The following is a 17728-nucleotide window of genomic DNA, read 5'->3' as shown; positions in this document are numbered from 1 at the left end:
CCGTGCACAACGCCCGCCCCCGCGTTCTTGTGCTCGGAGGAACCGGCGAGGGACGCGAGATTGCCGCCCGCCTCGCGGATTCGGTGGATCTCGAGGTGGTCACGTCGCTCGCCGGCCGAGTCCGCGACCCGCGCTGGCCTGAGGGCGAGGTTCGCGTCGGGGGCTTCGGTGGCGCCGAGGGCCTCGCGGGGTGGTTAGCGGAAAACGATATTCGTGCCGTGCTCGACGCGACGCACCCATTTGCGTCCCGCATCACGGCTAATGCTCATCTGGCGGCTCGCACCTGCGAGATTCCGTTTGCTGTCTGCCAGCGGCCGTCGTGGGCGCAGCACCCACAGGACCGATGGTTTCCGGCTCGCGATCTCAGCCATGCTGCGGAATTGGTCCCTGTGTTGGGCACTAGAGCGTTCTTGACCATTGGTAGGCAGGGAGTTTCTGCGTTTGCCGAGGTCAGCGGCGTGAGTTTTCTCGTGAGGTCCATTGATCCACCGACGGGCGCCATGCCTGCGCCCCACGAACTGATCCTGGCGCGCGGGCCGTTCGACGTCGAATCGGAGCGCGAACTCATGCGCCGCCGCGGTATCGACGTTGTAGTGACCAAGAGCAGCGGGGGTGACCAGACGTACGCCAAGATTGTTGCCGCTCGGCAACTGGGCTTGCCGGTGATCGTGGTGGAGCGCCCACCGGCACCGGAGGGCGTGGAAAGCTTCAACTCGCCTTCTGCCGCCGCAGCGTGGCTCGAATCGACAGTAACGTGAAAGTTCGGGGGCACGCGGTTCAGGTTCGTCTAAGGTTCGCGGAACATACTGGACCTATGTCAGGAACGCGTCCAACACGCCGAGGGTGCCTATGAGGGTGTCCGTCCCCGCACTCGGGCGTCGGAAGCGTTCGACAATTCGTGTCCGGACTCTCCACGCCCGCGTGAAAGTACTCACTGCGGGCTTGGTGGCGATTGCTGTGATCGCGTCTGCTGCTTCGGTGTATTTCGTATTCAACGCCTACCTTCAAGGCAACGTCGATCGTCAGTTGGAGCGAACAGCCGACGCAATTGCCGATACCGTCAACTTCGGTGGTGTCACACCGGTTTTGGGACTGACAGCCGGCGCCGATACCGCAGTGATCCAAGCTGTCGGATTGGTGACGACCGATGGAGCATTGGTGACGGCAACACCGGGATTGCCACCATTCAGTACCAGCGGTGAGGCAATCAAATCCCTGGCCCACAAAGCTTCCGGGTCCACCATTGCGACCTTGGATTCGTATCGGGTGTTGGTTACGCCGTCGGTCGCGGGTCAGACTTTGATCGTCGCGCAATCGCTCGGGCCGACAAATTCCGTCTTGAAGCGACTTGCGGTAGTGCTGGCTGCGCTCGGTGCCGCGGGTATCGCGTTGGCCTATGCCGCAGGAGATGCTGTGGCGCGCACAGGATTACGGCCGATCGCACGATTGACCGCGGCGACACAACGTGTTGCCGCAACGGACGATCTCACACCGATACCAGTCACGGGCGACGACGAGTTGGCCTCGCTGACTGTCAGTTTCAACCGAATGCTGGGCACCCTGTCGGAATCACGGGCGCGTCAGCGTAGATTGATCACTGATGCCGGACAGGATTTGCTGGCACCCCTGACGGCATTGCGAACGAATATCGAACTGTTGATGTCGATCGACACCGCCTCCGGAACTGTGTCGGAAGCCGAGACAGCACTACTGCGAGACGAGATTACACATCAGATGATGGAATTGACTGCCCTGGTCGGCGAGCTTGTCGACCGTGCCCGGGTTGACGAAAGCGCTTCCGGACGAATCGAATCTCACCTGTGATTCATCCCTCACCTGGAGTTATGTATTTGCGAAATATTTTCTGACAATTCACTGCTGGTTAGTTGGGGGAGTTGAGATCATTCTGGGTATAGCCCGATTGGGGTGCAAACCGGAAGAGGGTTTGCGGGGGACCCTCGAGTGAGAGAGGAGTTCTCGTGGTCAAGCAAGCACGCGCCGAGCTGACGCGGCAGCAGATCGTCGCCGGCGCGGCAGCACAATTCGAAAAGACCGGGTACGGCAGCACAAGCATGAGTGACATCGTGGAGGGCGCCGGCACCACGAAGGGCGCCCTGTACTTCCACTTTGCATCGAAAGACGAACTGGCACAGTTTGTCATCGCAGAACAGCACCGCATGTCCATCGAGTCGGTCGAGGCGATATCCGCAACGTCGGCGACGCCACTCGAAAAAACGGTCATGCTCACCCATGAGATGGCACGGCAGATCGTCGAGGAGCCCATCGTCCGAGCCGGAATTCGATTGACCTTGGAACTGAGCACATTCGAAGGTCCCGTCGAGCCGTACGCAGACTGGATCAATGCATGCACCGAACTCGTGCAGCAAGCGAAGGACAGCGGTCAGATCAAGCCGTCGGTGGACGTCGCCGCTTTGGGGCGATTCATTCCGGCTGCGTTCACCGGAGTTCAACTGGTGTCCAACGTGATCACCCGGCGCACTGATCTCACCGAACGTGTCGATGAGATGTGGCAGTTGCTCCTACCGGGAATCGTGTCCGGGCCGGCCGTTGGTGACATCGACCGACTCGTGAAGGCGCGATGGGAACCCGCTGCCGCCTAGCTGTGCCACACTGCTGACGTGGACCAGGAACCGCTGACCTACTCCGAAATCGGAGCAACAGGTGGCCTACTGCCCGTTGGCTATCACCACGTGCGCGAGCGTGCGGTGGTCGGTACTACCCGCGCCGATTTCGAGGCAGCGGCCAATACTGTCATGACGTGGGGGATGCATCGCGGCGCTGGATTGACGGTGAAAGCTGCCGGTGACACCGCCAGGACCGGCGAAGACGCAACTTTCGGTTTCGGACCGATATTGGTGCCCGTCCGCGTTGTTTACGTGGTCGACGAGCCGAACCGGGCCGGATTTGCGTACGGCACGCGCCGTGGTCATCCCGAGTGCGGTGAAGAGTCGTTCATTGTCCATTTCGACGAACTCGGCAATCAGGTTCGCCTCGAGATCACGGCATTCTCCAAGCCCGGTACTTGGTGGGTGCGCTTGGGTGCTCCGATCGGGCGTCTGGTGCAGGGATGGGTGACCCGGCGCTACATCCGCGCAGTGATTGTGAAGGATTCTGTTCGCTGAGCGAACAAAATCCTTCACAATCAGGTTAGGGGTAGCGACGCGGCGTGAACACCTGTCGGCCGGAACCGGTATCCACAACCTTTGTCATGGACGATCCGACGATCAGCAACGTGCGCATATCGATCTCGGACGGTTCGAGATCGCCGAGCGTGACGATGCGCACCGATTCCTCCGCACCGGCAACATCTCGGCCGATGATGACCGGAGTTTCGGGGGAGCGGTGCTCGAGTACCAAATCCTTCATGGCCTGGACCTGCCACGTTCGGGATTTTGACGCCGGGTTGTAGACGGCAAAAGCCATATCTGCCGCGGCGACCGCTGAGATGCGACGCGACACCACTTCCCAGGGCTTGAGCCGATCCGAGAGGGAGAGCACGGCGTAATCATGACCCAGGGGGGCTCCGACGCGACTGGCCACGGCATTTGCCGCTGTCATGCCGGGCAGGATTCGGACGGGAACGCCGCTCCACTGATCTTCGGCTGCCACCTCGAGTACCGCTGCAGCCATGGCAAATACACCGGGATCGCCGGACGAGACGACGGCCACGCGGGCGCCGTTCTTGGCGAGGTCGAGGGCCATCGCTGCCCGCTCCGATTCGACGCGATTGTCGCTGGAATGGCGGCGCTGTCCGGGGCGGGTTGGCACGCGGTCGACGTACGGGCCGTATCCCACAAGGTCTGTGGCCAGTGAAAGTTCATGCGCCACTTCAGGTGTGGTCCATGCCGTGTCGCCAGGTCCGAGGCCGACGACAACCACTTCACCCGCGGTGTTTTCGCGCGTCGCTGCATTGTTCGACGGGCTGGGAACTATGGCGATGGAGAAGTACGGCACGCCCGCTGGATCGACGTCGGCGGCAGCGTCGACGCGCTGGCGAGGTGTGCTGGCTCGCTCGACATAGTGCGCTTCGCCGAGTCGGCCGGCGTCCTCGAGTGAGCGCAGAACCGGAGGGAAGGTGCGGCCCAACTTGAGGATCGCTGCGGCGTCTGTTTCCTTCAAGCGTCGCGTGAGCTCCGCTTGCGGCAAGGTTCCGGGCAGGATGGTGAGGATTTCGTCACCTTCGACCAGGGGTTTTCCGAGTGCGGCCGACGCGGCACTGACGGAGGTGACACCGGGGATGACCTCGGCCTCGAAACGATCCGCCAGGCGTTTGTGCATGTGCATGTACGAGCTGTAGAACAGCGGGTCGCCCGCGGCGAGTAGTGCCACAGTGCGTCCGGCTGCCAAGTGGACGGCCAACCTTTCGGCTGCGGCTTCGTAGAATTCGTCCATCGCACCCTGGTACCCACCCGGATGGTCGATGGTTTCGGTCGTGACGGGATACACGAGGTGTTCCTCGATCTGGCCCTCGCGCATGTACGGAGCAGCAACCCCGCGGGAAATGCTCTTACCGTGCCGCGCGGAATGGAATGCGATGACGTCGGCCTCGCCGATCACTCGGGCAGCTTTGACGGTCACCAACTCCGGATCGCCGGGTCCGATGCCGACTCCCCACAACTTGCCTTCGCTCATTCTTGTTCGCTCGCAATCGCATTGACGACAGCCGCGGTGACGGCACTGCCGCCGCGTCGGCCTCTCAGTATCAAATGTTCTATGCCGCTGGGGTGTCCGATCAGCGCTTCTTTGGATTCTGCGGATCCGATGAATCCCACGGGTCCGCCGACGATAGCAGCAGGCCGCGGTCCGCCCGCCTCGATCAGGTTGAGGAGATGGAACAGCGCGGTCGGCGCATTGCCGATCGCGACCACGGCGCCTTCGAGTTTCGGGCCCCACAGTTCGATAGCCGCCGCAGAGCGTGTGTTGTCGATTGTGTTCGCCAGCAAGGGAACCTGCGGATCGCGCAGTGTGCAGATCACGTCGTTGTCGGCGGGCAGACGCTTACGGGTAATGCCGGCGGCGACCATGTTCGCATCACAGAAGATCGGCGCACCCGCTCGCAGGGCAGCCCTCGCGACGGTGACGACGTTCGGTGTGAACGCGATGTCGTCGACCAGGTCGACCTGACCACTCGCATGGATCATCCGCACAACAGCTTGCGAGACATCCGCCGGAAAACGGCTCAGGTCGGCTTCGGCCCGAATTGTGGCAAAGGACTGGCGATAAATTTCTGCGCCGTCACGGATGTACTCGATCATGGGGCACAGGATAGAGGTATCACCGATCGGTCTGATTCACCCGGTAACCGTCGGTCGTCGCAATCACGTCGGCTACTTTCGCGCGGGGGCGCCCGCAGGAACGGTCACAGCCCGCCCAGTGCTGCCGGCCTTCGATCGGTAGTGAGCCCTGCTCGACGGCTTCGATGGCGTCCGCCCGGACATCGGCGAGCGACTTCTCGCATCCAGGGCTTCCGGTGCAGGCTGTGACGTCGAGCCACGGCGAATTCTCGTCGAAGATCAAGCCCATCGGAGCGAGAACTCGCACCACCTGCTCGGCTGCGCCTTCGTCGAGATCGAAGATCATGATCGAGCGCCACGGCGTCACGACCACGGGCTTTTCGATTGCGGCGAGGAATTCGGCGAGTCGTGCATCCAGGAGTCCGAAGCGGAGTCCGCCGCCCAATGCGACGGTTCCGTCGCGTTGTTCGAGCCATCCGATCGACGGCCCCGCATCCGGGGCGAGGTCGACGGCACCGGCAAATTCCGCCGAAAGGCCCAGATGATCGATGGTTCGAGCGATTCCGTCTGGCACTTCGGCCAGTCGCCAGTGCTTGTCTCGAAGATTCAGGAACGCGTGCGCAGCGCCGAGGAGCAACGGCACAGCGTCGTCGACGTGGACGAGGTGGTTCGTGCGATGCCCTGCGAGGACGAGTGAGTGCTCGGATTCGCTGTGGGCGTGTAGTCCGAAATCGCCGTGCAGACCGCTGATGTCGCCGCGGCCGTCGTCGAGTGTGAAAAGTGTTCGTCCTGGCAGCTGCGCCAACGCGGGGTCCGACTGCACCGCCGCGTCAAGAGTGCGAACCAGCTCACGCACATCGGCGACACCCCCGATTCGGCCGGACAGCGGCGACGCCAGAATGTTGCGAACCCGCTCATGCGTTGCCGAGGGGAGCAAACCAGCGGACGCGATCCGTTCGGCAAATACGTGGGGGTCCTTGACGGCTCGGAGTTGAATATTCCCACGTGAGGTGAGTTCCATCTGGCCGTTGCCCACGTCGCGGGCAGCCTCGGCCAACGTCAGCAACTGGTGTGGAGCCAAAGCGCCGCCGGGTAGGCGCACGCGCGCCAACGGGCCGTCTGCGGCCTGGTGGACCTGCAGCGCTCCAGGGCACGCGTCTGGCTGAGAACGGTCTGTGGACATGGTTCAAGGGTACGACCGTGCAGAGCACGGACCCGCGACCGGTAGCATCACGGTCAACCAGTGACAGCAGGTGAGGAAACCGGTGAGATTCCGGTGCGGTCGCGCCACTGTGAGTGTGTACAAGCGGAAGTGTTTCCGTTCGTAAACACGAGTCAGACCCTCAACTGCTGTCCATGAAAGATCTTTTTCACGGGGCGCGAAACCCCAGGAAGGTTTCACCTGTGATTCTTCTGCTCTCGACGTCCGACACCGATCTGCTGAGCGCTCGCGCAAGCCAGGACAACGGAGACGGCGTTTCATATCGCTGGGCAAACCCGTCCAGGCTGCTGGTTTCCGAGGATCTACCCGGCTTGCTCGACGGCGTCGATCTTGTGATCGTGCGCATCCTCGGCAGCCGTCGGAGCTGGGAAGACGGTCTGGACATGGTCCTGGCCAGTGGCCTGCCCGTCGTGGTGCTCGGCGGCGAACACGCGCCTGATGCCGACCTCATGGAGTGCTCGACTGTCTCCCCGGGCGTTGCGGCTGAAGCGCACAATTACCTGGCCGAGGGCGGCGCAGACAACCTGGCGCAGCTGCACCACTTCCTGTCCGACACAGTGCTGCTCACCGGTCACGGCTTCGAGGCCCCGACGCGGCTGCCGTCGTGGGGAATCGCTGAATTTGCCCCCGACATCAGCGACAACAGTGGTCCCGTCATCGCGGTTCTCTACTACCGCGCCCAGCACCTCGCCGGGAATACCCGCTACGTCCAGGCGCTCTGCGACGCGATTGCCGATGCCGGCGGCACCGCGCTCCCGATCTACTGCGCCTCGCTGCGCAGCGCCGAAGCCGAATTGCTGACCACACTTCGCCGCGCCGACGCCATGGTCGTGACGGTTCTCGCGGCCGGCGGAACGAAGCCGGCCACCGCATCGGCGGGCGGCGACGACGAAGCGTGGGACGTGGCAGCACTCGCCGCTTTGGACGTTCCGATCTTGCAGGGACTGTGCCTGACCAGCAGCCGCGCCACCTGGGATGCCAACGACGACGGATTGTCGCCGCTCGATGTCGCGACGCAGGTTGCGGTCCCCGAATTCGACGGACGCATCATCACGGTGCCGTTCTCGTTCAAGGAAATCGATTCCGACGGACTGTCCACGTACATGCCTGATCCGGAGCGCGCAGCCCGCGTGGCCGGCATCGCGGTGCGTCACGGCAAGTTGCGTCATATTCCGACGCCGGAGCGCCGTGTTGCGTTGATGCTGTCGGCGTACCCCACCAAGCACGCTCGCATCGGCAATGCCGTAGGCCTCGATACACCAGCCAGCGCGATCGACCTGCTCACCGAAATGCGTAGCGCTGGTTACGATCTCGGACCCATTGACGGACCGGACTCGGTTCCCGGGTTGGCCGCCAAGGATGGCGACGCGCTGATTCACGCGTTGATCGCCGCGGGCGGGCAGGATCCCGACTGGCTCACGGCCGAGCAGCTCGAGGGCAACCCGATCCGCATTTCGGCGGCGCGATACCGCGAGTGGTTCGCCACCCTGCCTGAAGATCTGCGCAGTGGTGTCGAGGAGCACTGGGGCGAAGCGCCCGGCGAGCTGTACGTCGATCGCTCGCAGGACCCGGACGGCGAAATCGTCATCGCGGCACTGCGATTCAACAACATCGTGCTCATGGTCCAGCCGCCTCGGGGATTCGGTGAAAAGCCCGTCGCGATCTACCACGATCCGGATCTGCCGCCGAGCCACCACTACCTCGCCGCGTACCGCTGGATCGCTGCAAGCGCGGACAACGGCGGATTTGGTGCCGACGCTGTTGTTCACCTGGGCAAGCACGGAAACCTCGAATGGCTGCCAGGCAAGACGCTCGGCATGTCCAGCAACTGCGGCACCGACGCCGCTCTCGGTGACCTGCCCCTCATCTACCCGTTCCTGGTCAACGACCCGGGGGAGGGAACCCAGGCAAAGCGTCGGGCGCACGCGACGCTCGTCGATCACCTGATCCCACCGATGGCCCGCGCCGAAAGCTACGGCGACATTTCCCGCCTCGAACAACTACTCGACGAGCACTCCAACATCTCCGCGCTGGACCCGTCCAAGCTCCCGGCCATCCGCCAGCAGATCTGGACCCTGATGCGTGCCGCCAAGATGGACCACGACCTCGGACTTGCCGAACGTCCCGAAGAAGACGTGTTCGACGACATGCTCCTGCACGTCGACGGCTGGCTGTGCGAGATCAAGGACGTCCAGATCCGCGACGGTCTGCACATTCTCGGCCGCGCACCCGAGGGCGACGCCGAGATCGAACTGGTCCTCGCAATGCTGCGGGCACGACAGATGTGGGGCGGCGAGCAGAGCGTCCCAGGTCTGCGCGAGGCTCTCGGACTCAGCGAAGACGGCGACGAATCACGTAATCGCGTCGACGACATCGAAGAAAAGGCGCACGCTCTGGTCCGCGCGATGTCGGACGCCGAGTGGAATCCAGCTGCCGCAGAAGGACTCAGCGACGACCCCACCGTCGTGAAGATCCTTCAGTTCGCCGCCACTGAAGTGGTTCCGCGGCTGCGACAGACGAACAACGAGATCAAGCAGGTCCTGCACGCGCTCGACGGCGGTTTCATCGCGGCCGGTCCGAGTGGCTCACCGCTGCGCGGATTGATCAACGTGCTCCCCACTGGTCGCAACTTCTACTCGGTCGATCCCAAAGCAGTTCCCTCGCGACTGGCGTGGGAGACCGGCCAGGCAATGGCGGAGTCTCTCGCCGCGCGCTACCTGGCCGATCACGGCGAGTACCCGCGCTCGGTGGGGCTGTCCGTGTGGGGTACCGCCGCCATGCGTACCTCAGGCGACGACATCGCAGAAGTGTTTGCACTCCTCGGTGTTCGCCCCGTCTGGGACGAAGCCAGCCGACGCGTCGTCAGCCTCGAGGTCATCGATCTCGAAGAACTCGGCCGCCCGCGCATCGATGTCACAGTCCGCATCTCCGGCTTCTTCCGCGACGCGTTCCCACACGTCCTGGCGCTCCTCGACGACGCTGTCCAGTTGGTCGCAGCGCTGGACGAAACGGATGAACAGAACTACATCCGCGCCCACGCCCAGGCAGACCTCGCCGAACACGGAGACGCGCGACGTGCAACCACGCGTATTTTCGGCTCCAAGCCCGGAACCTACGGCGCTGGTCTGCTGCAACTCATCGACTCCAAGACGTGGCGCGGCGACGACGACCTGGCCGATGTGTACACCACGTGGGGCGGCTTTGCGTACGGCCGCGGCCTCGACGGGATCCCCGCCGCCGACGACATGCGCAGCGCGTACCGTCGAATCAACGTGGCGGCCAAGAACACTGACACGCGTGAGCATGACATCGCGGATTCCGACGACTATTTCCAGTACCACGGCGGCATGGTCGCAACCGTGCGTGCGCTGACCGGAAAGTCGCCCGAGGCATACATCGGCGACAGCACCCGCCCGGAATCGGTTCGCACACGAACACTTTCGGAGGAAACGGCGCGCGTGTTCCGCGCTCGCGTTGTCAATCCGCGGTGGCTCGACGCGATGCGCCGTCACGGCTACAAGGGTGCGTTCGAAATGGCAGCCACCGTCGACTACCTCTTCGGATACGACGCCACCACCAATGTTGTTGCGGACTGGATGTACGAGAAGCTGGCCGAAACCTACGTCCTGGACGAGCAGAACCAGAAGTTCATGACGCAGTCCAATCCGTGGGCATTGCACGGTATCGCCGAACGACTTCTCGAAGCTGCTGAGCGCAAGATGTGGGAGCATCCGGAGCAGAAGACGCTCGACGGGTTGCGTCAGGTGTATCTCGAAACTGAAGGTGAGCTCGAAGGGGAGTAGTTACCCGAGTTTGTCGGTCCTTCGACCCATAATGGCGGAATGTCAGTTTGCACACGTTTCCGACGGGACGGCGTCCGCTGCACCAACCAGACCGAGTACGTCGACGGTTGGTGCCGCGCGGATGAGTGTGACGGATTTCTGCGGGCCGAGCAGTCTGGCGCGCCCGAATCGGTCGGTGTTCCACACGGCACGGCCAAACACATCCGCATGTCTCGAGACTTGCCGGTCGGCGACATCTCGGTCGAGGATGTCCACGACGTGCGGGTTACGGTGCGCGCCACGGACAGCTTTCGCTACCACCACGGCGGAGACGAGCGGGCAGCGGAGTTTCAACTGCGCAACATGCTCGAGGATTTCCTGCTGAAGTCTGCTCGCAGACCGTCGAGTGGCGGTTACCTGCGGCTCTCGCGCAACGGTTTCGACGTCGTGCTCTCGCCCGATCGAGGCACGATTACGGGATATTCGACGATCCACCGTGAGCGGACGTGGGAGCAGGTCAAGAGCGGGGTCAAGTCGCGTTTCTCGGGTCGTAGTCATGGCGGTCCGGGAGTGCCACGCCCGGAAATCGGTCCGCCGGTGTTGGCGGAGGACTTTGCCAACACCTTCGACCCGGCTTCCGTGCATCTGACGGTGCGGGTCCGTCAGGCGTTTGCGCGTTTCCATGCGCTGACTTCCGACGTCGACACCACAATTCGGCAGTCCCTCGCGCAATGGGACCCACGGACGCTGGTCAGCATCGATGAAGGGCTGTTCGAAATCCAGGCTGACAACAATTTCTGGCTGGTCTCACCTGATTGCCGTGTGCTGATCGGGGTCCGGGACCATCCGTTCAGCAGGTAGATCGCCTCAGCGCTTCGAGTTGATGATCTCCGCGATGTTTCGCTCGGCCAGAGCTGTGATGGTCAACGACGGATTGACCGTGCCTGTGCTTCCGGGGATCGCCGCTCCGTCCATGACGTACAGACCGTCGTACCCCTTGACCCGGCCGTAACCGTCGGTGGCTTTGCCCAAGACTGCGCCGCCGAGTGGATGCGCTGTGAACGAGCAGTTGACGTCCTGCGCAAACGGCAATGCCGACGGCAGCGTCGAACCTGCAAAGGCCATTTTGTTCTGCACAGCACGCAAGGCCTCGATCGTGGCCGCGCTGCCATTGTGCGGCCAGTTGAGAACAACACGGTCTGCGCGCGCGTCGAAGCTGAAATCGGCGCGCTGCGGATCGAGGGTCATACCCAGGCTGGCAAGCATGCCGATGTTCACCGGAACTCCTGCCGCATGCCAGTTCTCGAGAGACAGAGGCAGTCCCGTTTCGTCGACGATGCGCGATGCGGAAGGTGCTGCCTGCGCTGAGCCGTCGCTGAACCCGAAGGATCGCACCATCGCGCCGTCGCCGTTGGTGCCCCACCCTTTACCGATGTGTTCGTTGAGCTTCGGCAGGGCGCCGGTCGCCTGCGCGCGGACAAGCAGTTCGGACGTTCCGATCGACCCAGCGCCGAGAAAAAGACGATCGCACGTAATGGTGCGCCTGGTCAGCACGGCGCCGGTGGGATCACTCGATTCGACGTCGACAACGTATCGTCCGTCCTTCTCGCGGCCGATGCTCAACACCTGATGCCCGAAGCACACCGTGGTCTTGCCCGTGGCTTCAGCCGCAGGAATGTAGTTCTGAGTGAGATCGAATTTTGCTCCGTTGGAATTGCCCATGTTGGTGTCGCCCACGGTTGCGGACGGGCGGGAGCCGCCGCTCAGTTCGGAGCGAACGACGTCCCAGTTCCAGATGCCGTCGATGCGATGCGGATCGAAGCCGGCACGGCGGGCATCCTGATCCCACCGACGCGAATGCCCGAAGTTCGCCGTTCGGTAGAGATCCTCGGGCAGCGGGCTCAGGCGCAACATCTGGCGGACCTTGGGGTACCAGGTAGCGGACATCTCGTCGTAGTTCAACGAGTTGCCGAACACGGCGTCGAAGAATCTACGTTCGGGTGCGATCATCACGCCGGTGAAGATGACGGACCCGCCGCCGACTGCGGCTCCGCGCCATACCGACATGTTTTCGTAATCGGTGGCGTCGAGAACTCCACTGAAGTAATCGCACGCAACGGGAATCCCGGTGAGGTTGGTGAACGACGTCCGGCGAAACACGCCTCGGCCGTCAGCGAGCAGGTCCGAGGTATGGATTTCGCGATACGGATCATGAGGCCATCGAAGTCCCCGTTCCAATACCGTGACCTGAGTCCCGCTCTGCGCGAGTCGAAGCGCGGTGGCACTGGCACCGAATCCGGAGCCGATGACAATGGCTTCCGAATGCTGCTGGGGGACTGGTGAGGGGTCAAATAGTTCGGGAACGAGGTTGCGGTAGTGGTCCATGCCCATCGGGAGGGTGTGCCGCGGCGTCGCGTGGCTCACGGCAGTGGACGTCACCGTTGTCGTGGCGGCAACCGCTGCGCCAACACCGGCCGCCTTCAAGAAACTTCGACGCTGCATGATGAAAAGCTCAACTCCCGATACCTCGAAGACATAGGTAACGACAGAATAGCTCGAGTGAGAATTCGGTTGGGGATCATGCATAGCTTGGAGCCCCTAAAGTGCGGCAATCCGGACATATTGATTGATCGCGGAACGGTGTCTGAAATGCCGGCCGCGTGATAACCACGATTCGCACCTATCCTCGACAGGTGACCCCAGACTTCAAGCGAGTGACAGAATCCAAGTACGTCCTGCTCACCACATTCCGTAAAGACGGCACACCCGTCGCAACGCCGCTATGGGCTGCCCTCGACGGTGAGCGGTTGCTGGTGTGGACGGTGACCGATTCCTACAAGGTGAAGCGGATCAGGCGGAACCCGTCCGTGACCGTTGTAGTGTGCGATGCTCGCGGAAACCCCAAGGGTGACCCGGTCGCCGCGAAGGCAGAAATCCTCGACGGGCCTGGAACCGATCATGCCCGCGATGCGATTGCTCGTCGCTACGGAATCATCGGCTGGCTCACCATGAAGGGCAGTCTCCTCCGTCGCGGCAAGACCGGAACTGTCGGAATCGCGATTTCCGAAACATAGTCGGGTGTCTATTCGATGAATAGTGTTTGTGGACAACATGATTGGATGAACTGATCAATCGAGCTGACGGCTAACGTGCCGCAGTGTAGCGAATGTGGAGATCCATTCCTAGCCATCGAATGGTGTGGCTCGGGTCGATACGCTGGACATGTCGGTGTGTGCGACGCACCAGCACAGACGCACCATCACAATGGGTGCTCTCCCTCATCGGCATGTCCAGATCTTCGATCTGACGGAGTTTCCCATGACACTCACCAATCAATCACATTCCAAGGGTTCGTCCGCAGAATCTGATGTCGCGCCTATCGTGGCTCAGCTTCGGGAAGTGTATGCAGGTGGCCGGACCCGTAAAGCAGACTGGCGCAAAGGCCAGATCGAGGGAATCGAACGATTTCTCGACGAACGCGAGCAGGAGATAGCGGCGGCTCTTGCGGCAGATCTCGGACGCAGTGAGATGGAGGCGTGGCTCGCTGACGTCGCACTCGTCAAGGCAGAGGCGACCTACGCGCGAAAACGTCTGCGCTGGTGGATGCGTCGGCGACCACAACCGCTCCCGCTGAACCAACTGCCGGCAGTCGGCTGGGTCCAGTACGAGCCGCGCGGTGTCGTGCTGGTGATCGGAGCCTGGAACTATCCCGTCTATCTCACTCTCGTCCCACTTGTTGCAGCACTTGCTGCGGGCAACGTAGTCATCGTCAAACCGTCGGAAGGGGCTCCTGCGACGTCCGCACTGCTGGCTCATTGGCTGCCGCGGTACGTCGATCCAGAGGCCGTTGTGGTTGTCGAAGGCGATGCACAGGTGACGCAGGAACTGTTGTCCCAAGGCCCTGACAAGGTGTTGTTCACGGGCGGTACCGAGATCGGGCGCAAGATCCTGGCAAGAGCGGCGCCGGACTTGACGCCGGTACTGCTCGAACTTGGTGGCAAGAGCCCGGTCGTCGTCGCTGCCGACGCCGAAATGGATGTCGTAGCCAGACGCGTTGCGTGGGCGAAGTTGTTCAACTCGGGACAGACATGCCTTGCGCCCGACTATGTGCTCGCGGAACGGTCGATCCACGAACAATTGGTGCATCGCATCATCGACACTCTCACGCAGTTTCGCGCCGATCAGCACGGCCAGGGATTGCAGATCGTCAACGAGCGGCAGTTCGACAGGCTCGCTGCAAGCCTGGCCGACACTTCCGGGCGGATCGTGTTCGGGGGTGGATCGGATCGTGATGCCCTCACGATAGAACCGACGGTGATCATCGACCCCGATCCTGACGACGCAGTGATGCAGGAGGAGATCTTCGGGCCGATTCTTCCTGTGCTCGCCGTGGATTCGATCGACGAGGCGATCACGTTCGTCAACGCGCGACCCAAACCACTTGCTGCGTATTACTTCACGAGTTCGCGAACCGTGGCGACGAAGCTGGTCAATGCGATCAGTTCTGGTGGGGCAGTGGTGAATCATGTGACCGTGCACGCGATGGTGCCGCAATTGCCGTTCGGTGGTGTCGGTGACAGCGGGATGGGCGCCTACCACGGAAAGTGGGGCTTTGAAGCGTTCAGTCATCGTAAGTCTGTGCTGGTCAAGCCATTCAAGCCTGATCTGAAGTTCGTCTATCCTCCGTATTCCGCGCGTTCCGTGAAGATCATGCGCAGACTGTTCTGAATCCTCGACTTCGGCAATCGATTTCGATGTCGGCAGGAGAAGTGATGATCGATGGCACCGATGACATAGTTCTTGTCCATCCGTCGGGAAACGAAGTGCGTACCGCAGTAGAGGCGTTCCAGCACACCGCGCGGATGCACCCCGACAAAGTCGCGTTGCGGACTCCTGGCGGACATCAGGAGGTGACCTGGCGTGAATACGCGCGGCGTGTCGAGGCCATCGCCGGTGGACTGGCCGAACTAGGCGTTCGGCGCGGCGACACCGTCGGGCTCATGCTCACCAACCGGCCGGAATTCAATCTCGTTGATACTGCAATCACGCATCTAGGAGCTATTCCGTTTTCGGTGTACAACACCAGCGCGCCAGAACAACTCCAATTTCTGTTTACCGATGCGGGCAACAAGGTGGTCGTCACCGAGCAGGTGTTCCTGGCGCCGATCGCAGCATCTCGCGTGACATTCGAGCACATCGTCACCGTGGACGGCCCGGCGGATGGAGCACTCGAGTTGGCGGAGATCGAATCGAATCCGGCCGCGAACTTCGATTTCGAGGCGTCGTGGCGAGCGGTGAGACCGGACGATTTGGTGACCCTTGTCTACACCTCGGGCACCACCGGTCCCCCTAAAGGTGTGGAGGTCACGCAGCGCAACGCAATCGCTGCCGCCAGGGCGATAGCCGGCTTCGACCTCGGGTTCGAGGACCGGGCGATCTCGTACCTGCCGTCGGCGCACATTGCGGATCGGATTTCCACGCACGGCGCCAACCAGATCTTTGGTGTGCAAATCACGGCGGTCGGAGATCTGCGCGACTTGATGTCCGCGCTGTCCGATGTCCGGCCGACCACATTCGTCGGTGTCCCACGGGTCTGGATGAAGATCAAGGCCGGAATTGAGGCAAAGCTGGCAGCGGAAACAAACCCGATCACGTCTAAGTTGGCGGCGTGGTCTTTCGCTGTGGGTGCGCGAGCGGCGAGAGCGACTCTGAACGGGACACCACGGGGGCGGGCGTCGCAACTGCAATACCGGGTCGCCGACACCTTGGTGTTTTCGAAGGTGCGGACCGCGTTGGGGTTCGATCAGCTCAGGTTGGCTTTCACAGGCGCAGCGGCTATTCCTGTCGAGATCCTCGAGTACTTCACCGGCTTGGGTATCCCGTTGCTCGAGATCTGGGGGATGTCGGAAACTATCGGCCTCGGTGCGATGACCACAGCCGACAATCTGAAGATCGGGACAGTGGGTAAACCCGTCACGGGCGTAGAAATCAGACTCGCAGCTGACGGTGAAGTTCTGGTACGAGGACCGATCGTGATGCGCGGATACCGCAATCAGCCCGAGAAGACCGCTGAAACAATCGATTCGGACGGCTGGATGGCGACTGGCGATATCGGAAAGTGCGATGACAACGGCAACCTGACCATCGTCGACCGCAAGAAAGAACTCATCGTCAATTCGTCGGGAAAGAACCTGGCGCCCAACAATATCGAGAATGCTGTCAAGGCATCCTCGTCGTTGATCGCTCAAGTTGTCGCGATCGGTAACAACCAGAGGTACGTCACCGCGCTGGTGACGCTGGATCCGGACGTCACTGATCTGCGAGCAGAGGCTCTAGGGGTGCCCGGAGCGCAACTCGCGGATTTGGCAGCACACCCGAAGATCGTGGAAGAGGCAACACTGGCAGTCAGGGCTGGAAACGCAAAATTATCCAGAGTTGAACAGGTGAAACGCTTTTCGATTATTCCATCGGCGTGGGTTCCAGGCGGTGATGAACTGACGCCGACGATGAAGTTGCGGCGCACACCGATCGCGAGTAAGTATGCTGACACGATCAAAGCACTCTACGCAGAACGCAGGAATGACGGTGTCATCAACGTGGGTTGATCACATCTTGGCCGATCGGGCCATAGCGAAGGAGTAGAGACCGTAGGTGATGATGCCAAGTCCCGCGGCCACCAGGAGTGCGACTCCGTAAGGTTGGGCGCCGAGGGTTTTCAGGGCACCGTCGAGGCCGGAGGACTTATCGGGGGCCGATTGGATCACCGCAACGATCACAAGCACACCCACTGCCGCAATGGCCAATCCCTTGGCGATATACCCAACCGTGCCGAGGCGTCGAACCAGATCACTGGTGGGCCCCTCTAGGTCGTCGAGGAAGTTCTGGCTGGCTCCCTTGTACACGTGGTAACCGCCGATCGCGACAATGACGAGAGCGCCGACAACGAGTGCGACCGAACCGACACCGGATTGCATCAGACGCGCGGTGATCCCGGTGCTCTGGCTGCTGCTGGATTTGCCGATTCCGCGTGCAAAACCCCACGCGGTGAACGCAAATGCAAAGTAGACCGCGGCCAGGGAGAACGCCTTGATTCGATCGAATATCCGCGACAATTTCTTATTGGCATCGGGCCTGGACGAACTGCCGAGTACACCTTCAACCACCCGCCACAGGCCCATAGCTGCAAATACGACGACGCCGATCCAGAGCGCCAAGCCGCCACCCGGCTTGTTCGCCAGTTCTGTCATCGCCCCGGACTGGTCTGCGGTTCCGCCGCCGCCCCCGAGAGCGAGGCGGATGGCGATGTAGCCGATGATCAGGTGAACGATGCCGCTCCCGACGAAGCCTGCTCGGGCAATACGCTCGAAGATGCTGTTCTGGGCGACTTGGCCGGCGGTAGAGGATGAGTTGTTGTATCCCGTCGACGCGGAATTTGGATCGTCCGGGTTGGTGTGAGGCATGTTGGATCT

The 17728-nt window shown here is 62.0% G+C and carries 14 protein-coding genes and 1 riboswitch; of the genes, 9 read left to right on the top strand and 5 right to left on the bottom strand.

The window, feature by feature from the left end; genetic code table 11:
* The first annotated feature begins 2 nt into the window (after nt 1–2).
* From RG2_RS14605 to RG2_RS14590, 4 genes are all read left to right on the top strand, one after another.
* Nucleotides 3–758 carry a cobalt-precorrin-6A reductase gene (locus RG2_RS14605; protein WP_033231969.1) on the top strand — a complete coding sequence of 252 codons (756 nt, stop codon included), beginning with the start codon at nt 3–5 and terminating at the stop codon, nt 756–758.
* Between the two features lie 163 nt (nt 759–921).
* Entirely contained in the window at nt 922–1824 is a 903-nt protein-coding gene (locus tag RG2_RS14600; protein WP_230590022.1) for a HAMP domain-containing protein, read from the top strand.
* Nucleotides 1825–1979: 155 nt separating this feature from the next.
* On the top strand, nt 1980–2621 hold the full coding sequence (locus RG2_RS14595) for a ScbR family autoregulator-binding transcription factor (protein WP_033231970.1): 642 nt from the start codon (nt 1980–1982) through the stop codon (nt 2619–2621).
* Between the two features lie 18 nt (nt 2622–2639).
* Complete coding sequence (locus RG2_RS14590) at nt 2640–3143, top strand: DUF1990 domain-containing protein (RefSeq protein WP_230590024.1); 504 nt, start codon at nt 2640–2642, stop codon at nt 3141–3143.
* A gap of 25 nt (nt 3144–3168) precedes the next feature.
* Here the strand turns inward: RG2_RS14590 and cobJ are convergent, their stop codons facing one another.
* From cobJ to cobG, 3 genes are read right to left on the bottom strand one after another with little or no spacing between them, the layout of a single operon-like run.
* Nucleotides 3169–4653: a precorrin-3B C(17)-methyltransferase gene (gene cobJ, locus RG2_RS14585; RefSeq protein WP_033231972.1), complete on the bottom strand. Its 1485-nt coding sequence runs from the start codon at nt 4651–4653 to the stop codon at nt 3169–3171.
* Entirely contained in the window at nt 4650–5276 is a 627-nt protein-coding gene (locus RG2_RS14580) for a precorrin-8X methylmutase (protein ID WP_033231973.1), read from the bottom strand. The genes cobJ and RG2_RS14580 overlap by 4 nt, the downstream gene beginning before the upstream one ends.
* 19 nt (nt 5277–5295) lie before the next feature.
* Complete coding sequence (gene cobG, locus RG2_RS14575) at nt 5296–6438, bottom strand: precorrin-3B synthase (protein WP_033231974.1); 1143 nt, start codon at nt 6436–6438, stop codon at nt 5296–5298.
* A gap of 51 nt (nt 6439–6489) precedes the next feature.
* A riboswitch (cobalamin riboswitch) is annotated at nt 6490–6620 on the top strand.
* A gap of 39 nt (nt 6621–6659) precedes the next feature.
* On the opposite strand from cobG, the gene cobN reads away from it, so the two are divergent.
* Nucleotides 6660–10280 carry a cobaltochelatase subunit CobN gene (gene cobN, locus RG2_RS14570; RefSeq protein WP_033231975.1) on the top strand — a complete coding sequence of 1207 codons (3621 nt, stop codon included), beginning with the start codon at nt 6660–6662 and terminating at the stop codon, nt 10278–10280.
* A gap of 39 nt (nt 10281–10319) precedes the next feature.
* Entirely contained in the window at nt 10320–11120 is an 801-nt protein-coding gene (locus tag RG2_RS14565) for a hypothetical protein (protein ID WP_033231976.1), read from the top strand.
* Between the two features lie 6 nt (nt 11121–11126).
* Here RG2_RS14565 and RG2_RS14560 read toward each other — a convergent pair whose 3' ends face one another.
* Entirely contained in the window at nt 11127–12761 is a 1635-nt protein-coding gene (locus RG2_RS14560; RefSeq protein ID WP_033231977.1) for a GMC oxidoreductase, read from the bottom strand.
* A 191-nt stretch (nt 12762–12952) separates the two neighbouring features.
* Here RG2_RS14560 and RG2_RS14555 point away from each other — a divergent pair, with 191 nt between their 5' ends.
* The 3 genes from RG2_RS14555 to RG2_RS14545 all read left to right on the top strand — a co-directional run bounded on the left by RG2_RS14555 (nt 12953) and on the right by RG2_RS14545 (nt 16864).
* Nucleotides 12953–13333, top strand: coding sequence for a PPOX class F420-dependent oxidoreductase (locus tag RG2_RS14555; RefSeq protein ID WP_033232194.1), 381 nt, complete (start codon nt 12953–12955; stop codon nt 13331–13333).
* Nucleotides 13334–13577: 244 nt separating this feature from the next.
* Nucleotides 13578–14987 carry an aldehyde dehydrogenase family protein gene (locus tag RG2_RS14550; protein WP_033232195.1) on the top strand — a complete coding sequence of 470 codons (1410 nt, stop codon included), beginning with the start codon at nt 13578–13580 and terminating at the stop codon, nt 14985–14987.
* A gap of 47 nt (nt 14988–15034) precedes the next feature.
* Entirely contained in the window at nt 15035–16864 is a 1830-nt protein-coding gene (locus tag RG2_RS14545) for an AMP-dependent synthetase/ligase (RefSeq protein WP_371851318.1), read from the top strand.
* On the opposite strand, the gene RG2_RS14540 is transcribed toward RG2_RS14545, so the two are convergent.
* Nucleotides 16865–17719, bottom strand: coding sequence for a DUF1206 domain-containing protein (locus RG2_RS14540; RefSeq protein ID WP_051730315.1), 855 nt, complete (start codon nt 17717–17719; stop codon nt 16865–16867).
* Nucleotides 17720–17728: the final 9 nt, after the last annotated feature.

Origin of the sequence: Rhodococcus globerulus NBRC 14531 (assembly GCF_001894805.1) — a bacterium.
Lineage (GTDB): Bacteria > Actinomycetota > Actinomycetes > Mycobacteriales > Mycobacteriaceae > Rhodococcus_F > Rhodococcus_F globerula.
Note: the sequence above shows the minus strand (reverse complement) of the source record. Positions and strands in the feature narration are given on the sequence as shown.

Excerpts from the sequence above, each read along its gene's own strand:
- cobJ (WP_033231972.1), bottom strand. The coding sequence starts at position 4,653 with ATGAGCGAAGGCAAGTTGTGGGGAGTCGGCATCGGACCCGGCGATCCG.
- RG2_RS14580 (WP_033231973.1), bottom strand. The coding sequence starts at position 5,276 with ATGATCGAGTACATCCGTGACGGCGCAGAAATTTATCGCCAGTCCTTT.
- cobG (WP_033231974.1), bottom strand. The coding sequence starts at position 6,438 with ATGTCCACAGACCGTTCTCAGCCAGACGCGTGCCCTGGAGCGCTGCAG.
- RG2_RS14565 (WP_033231976.1), top strand. The coding sequence starts at position 10,320 with ATGTCAGTTTGCACACGTTTCCGACGGGACGGCGTCCGCTGCACCAAC.
- RG2_RS14560 (WP_033231977.1), bottom strand. The coding sequence starts at position 12,761 with ATGCAGCGTCGAAGTTTCTTGAAGGCGGCCGGTGTTGGCGCAGCGGTT.
- RG2_RS14550 (WP_033232195.1), top strand. The coding sequence starts at position 13,578 with ATGACACTCACCAATCAATCACATTCCAAGGGTTCGTCCGCAGAATCT.
- RG2_RS14540 (WP_051730315.1), bottom strand. The coding sequence starts at position 17,719 with ATGCCTCACACCAACCCGGACGATCCAAATTCCGCGTCGACGGGATAC.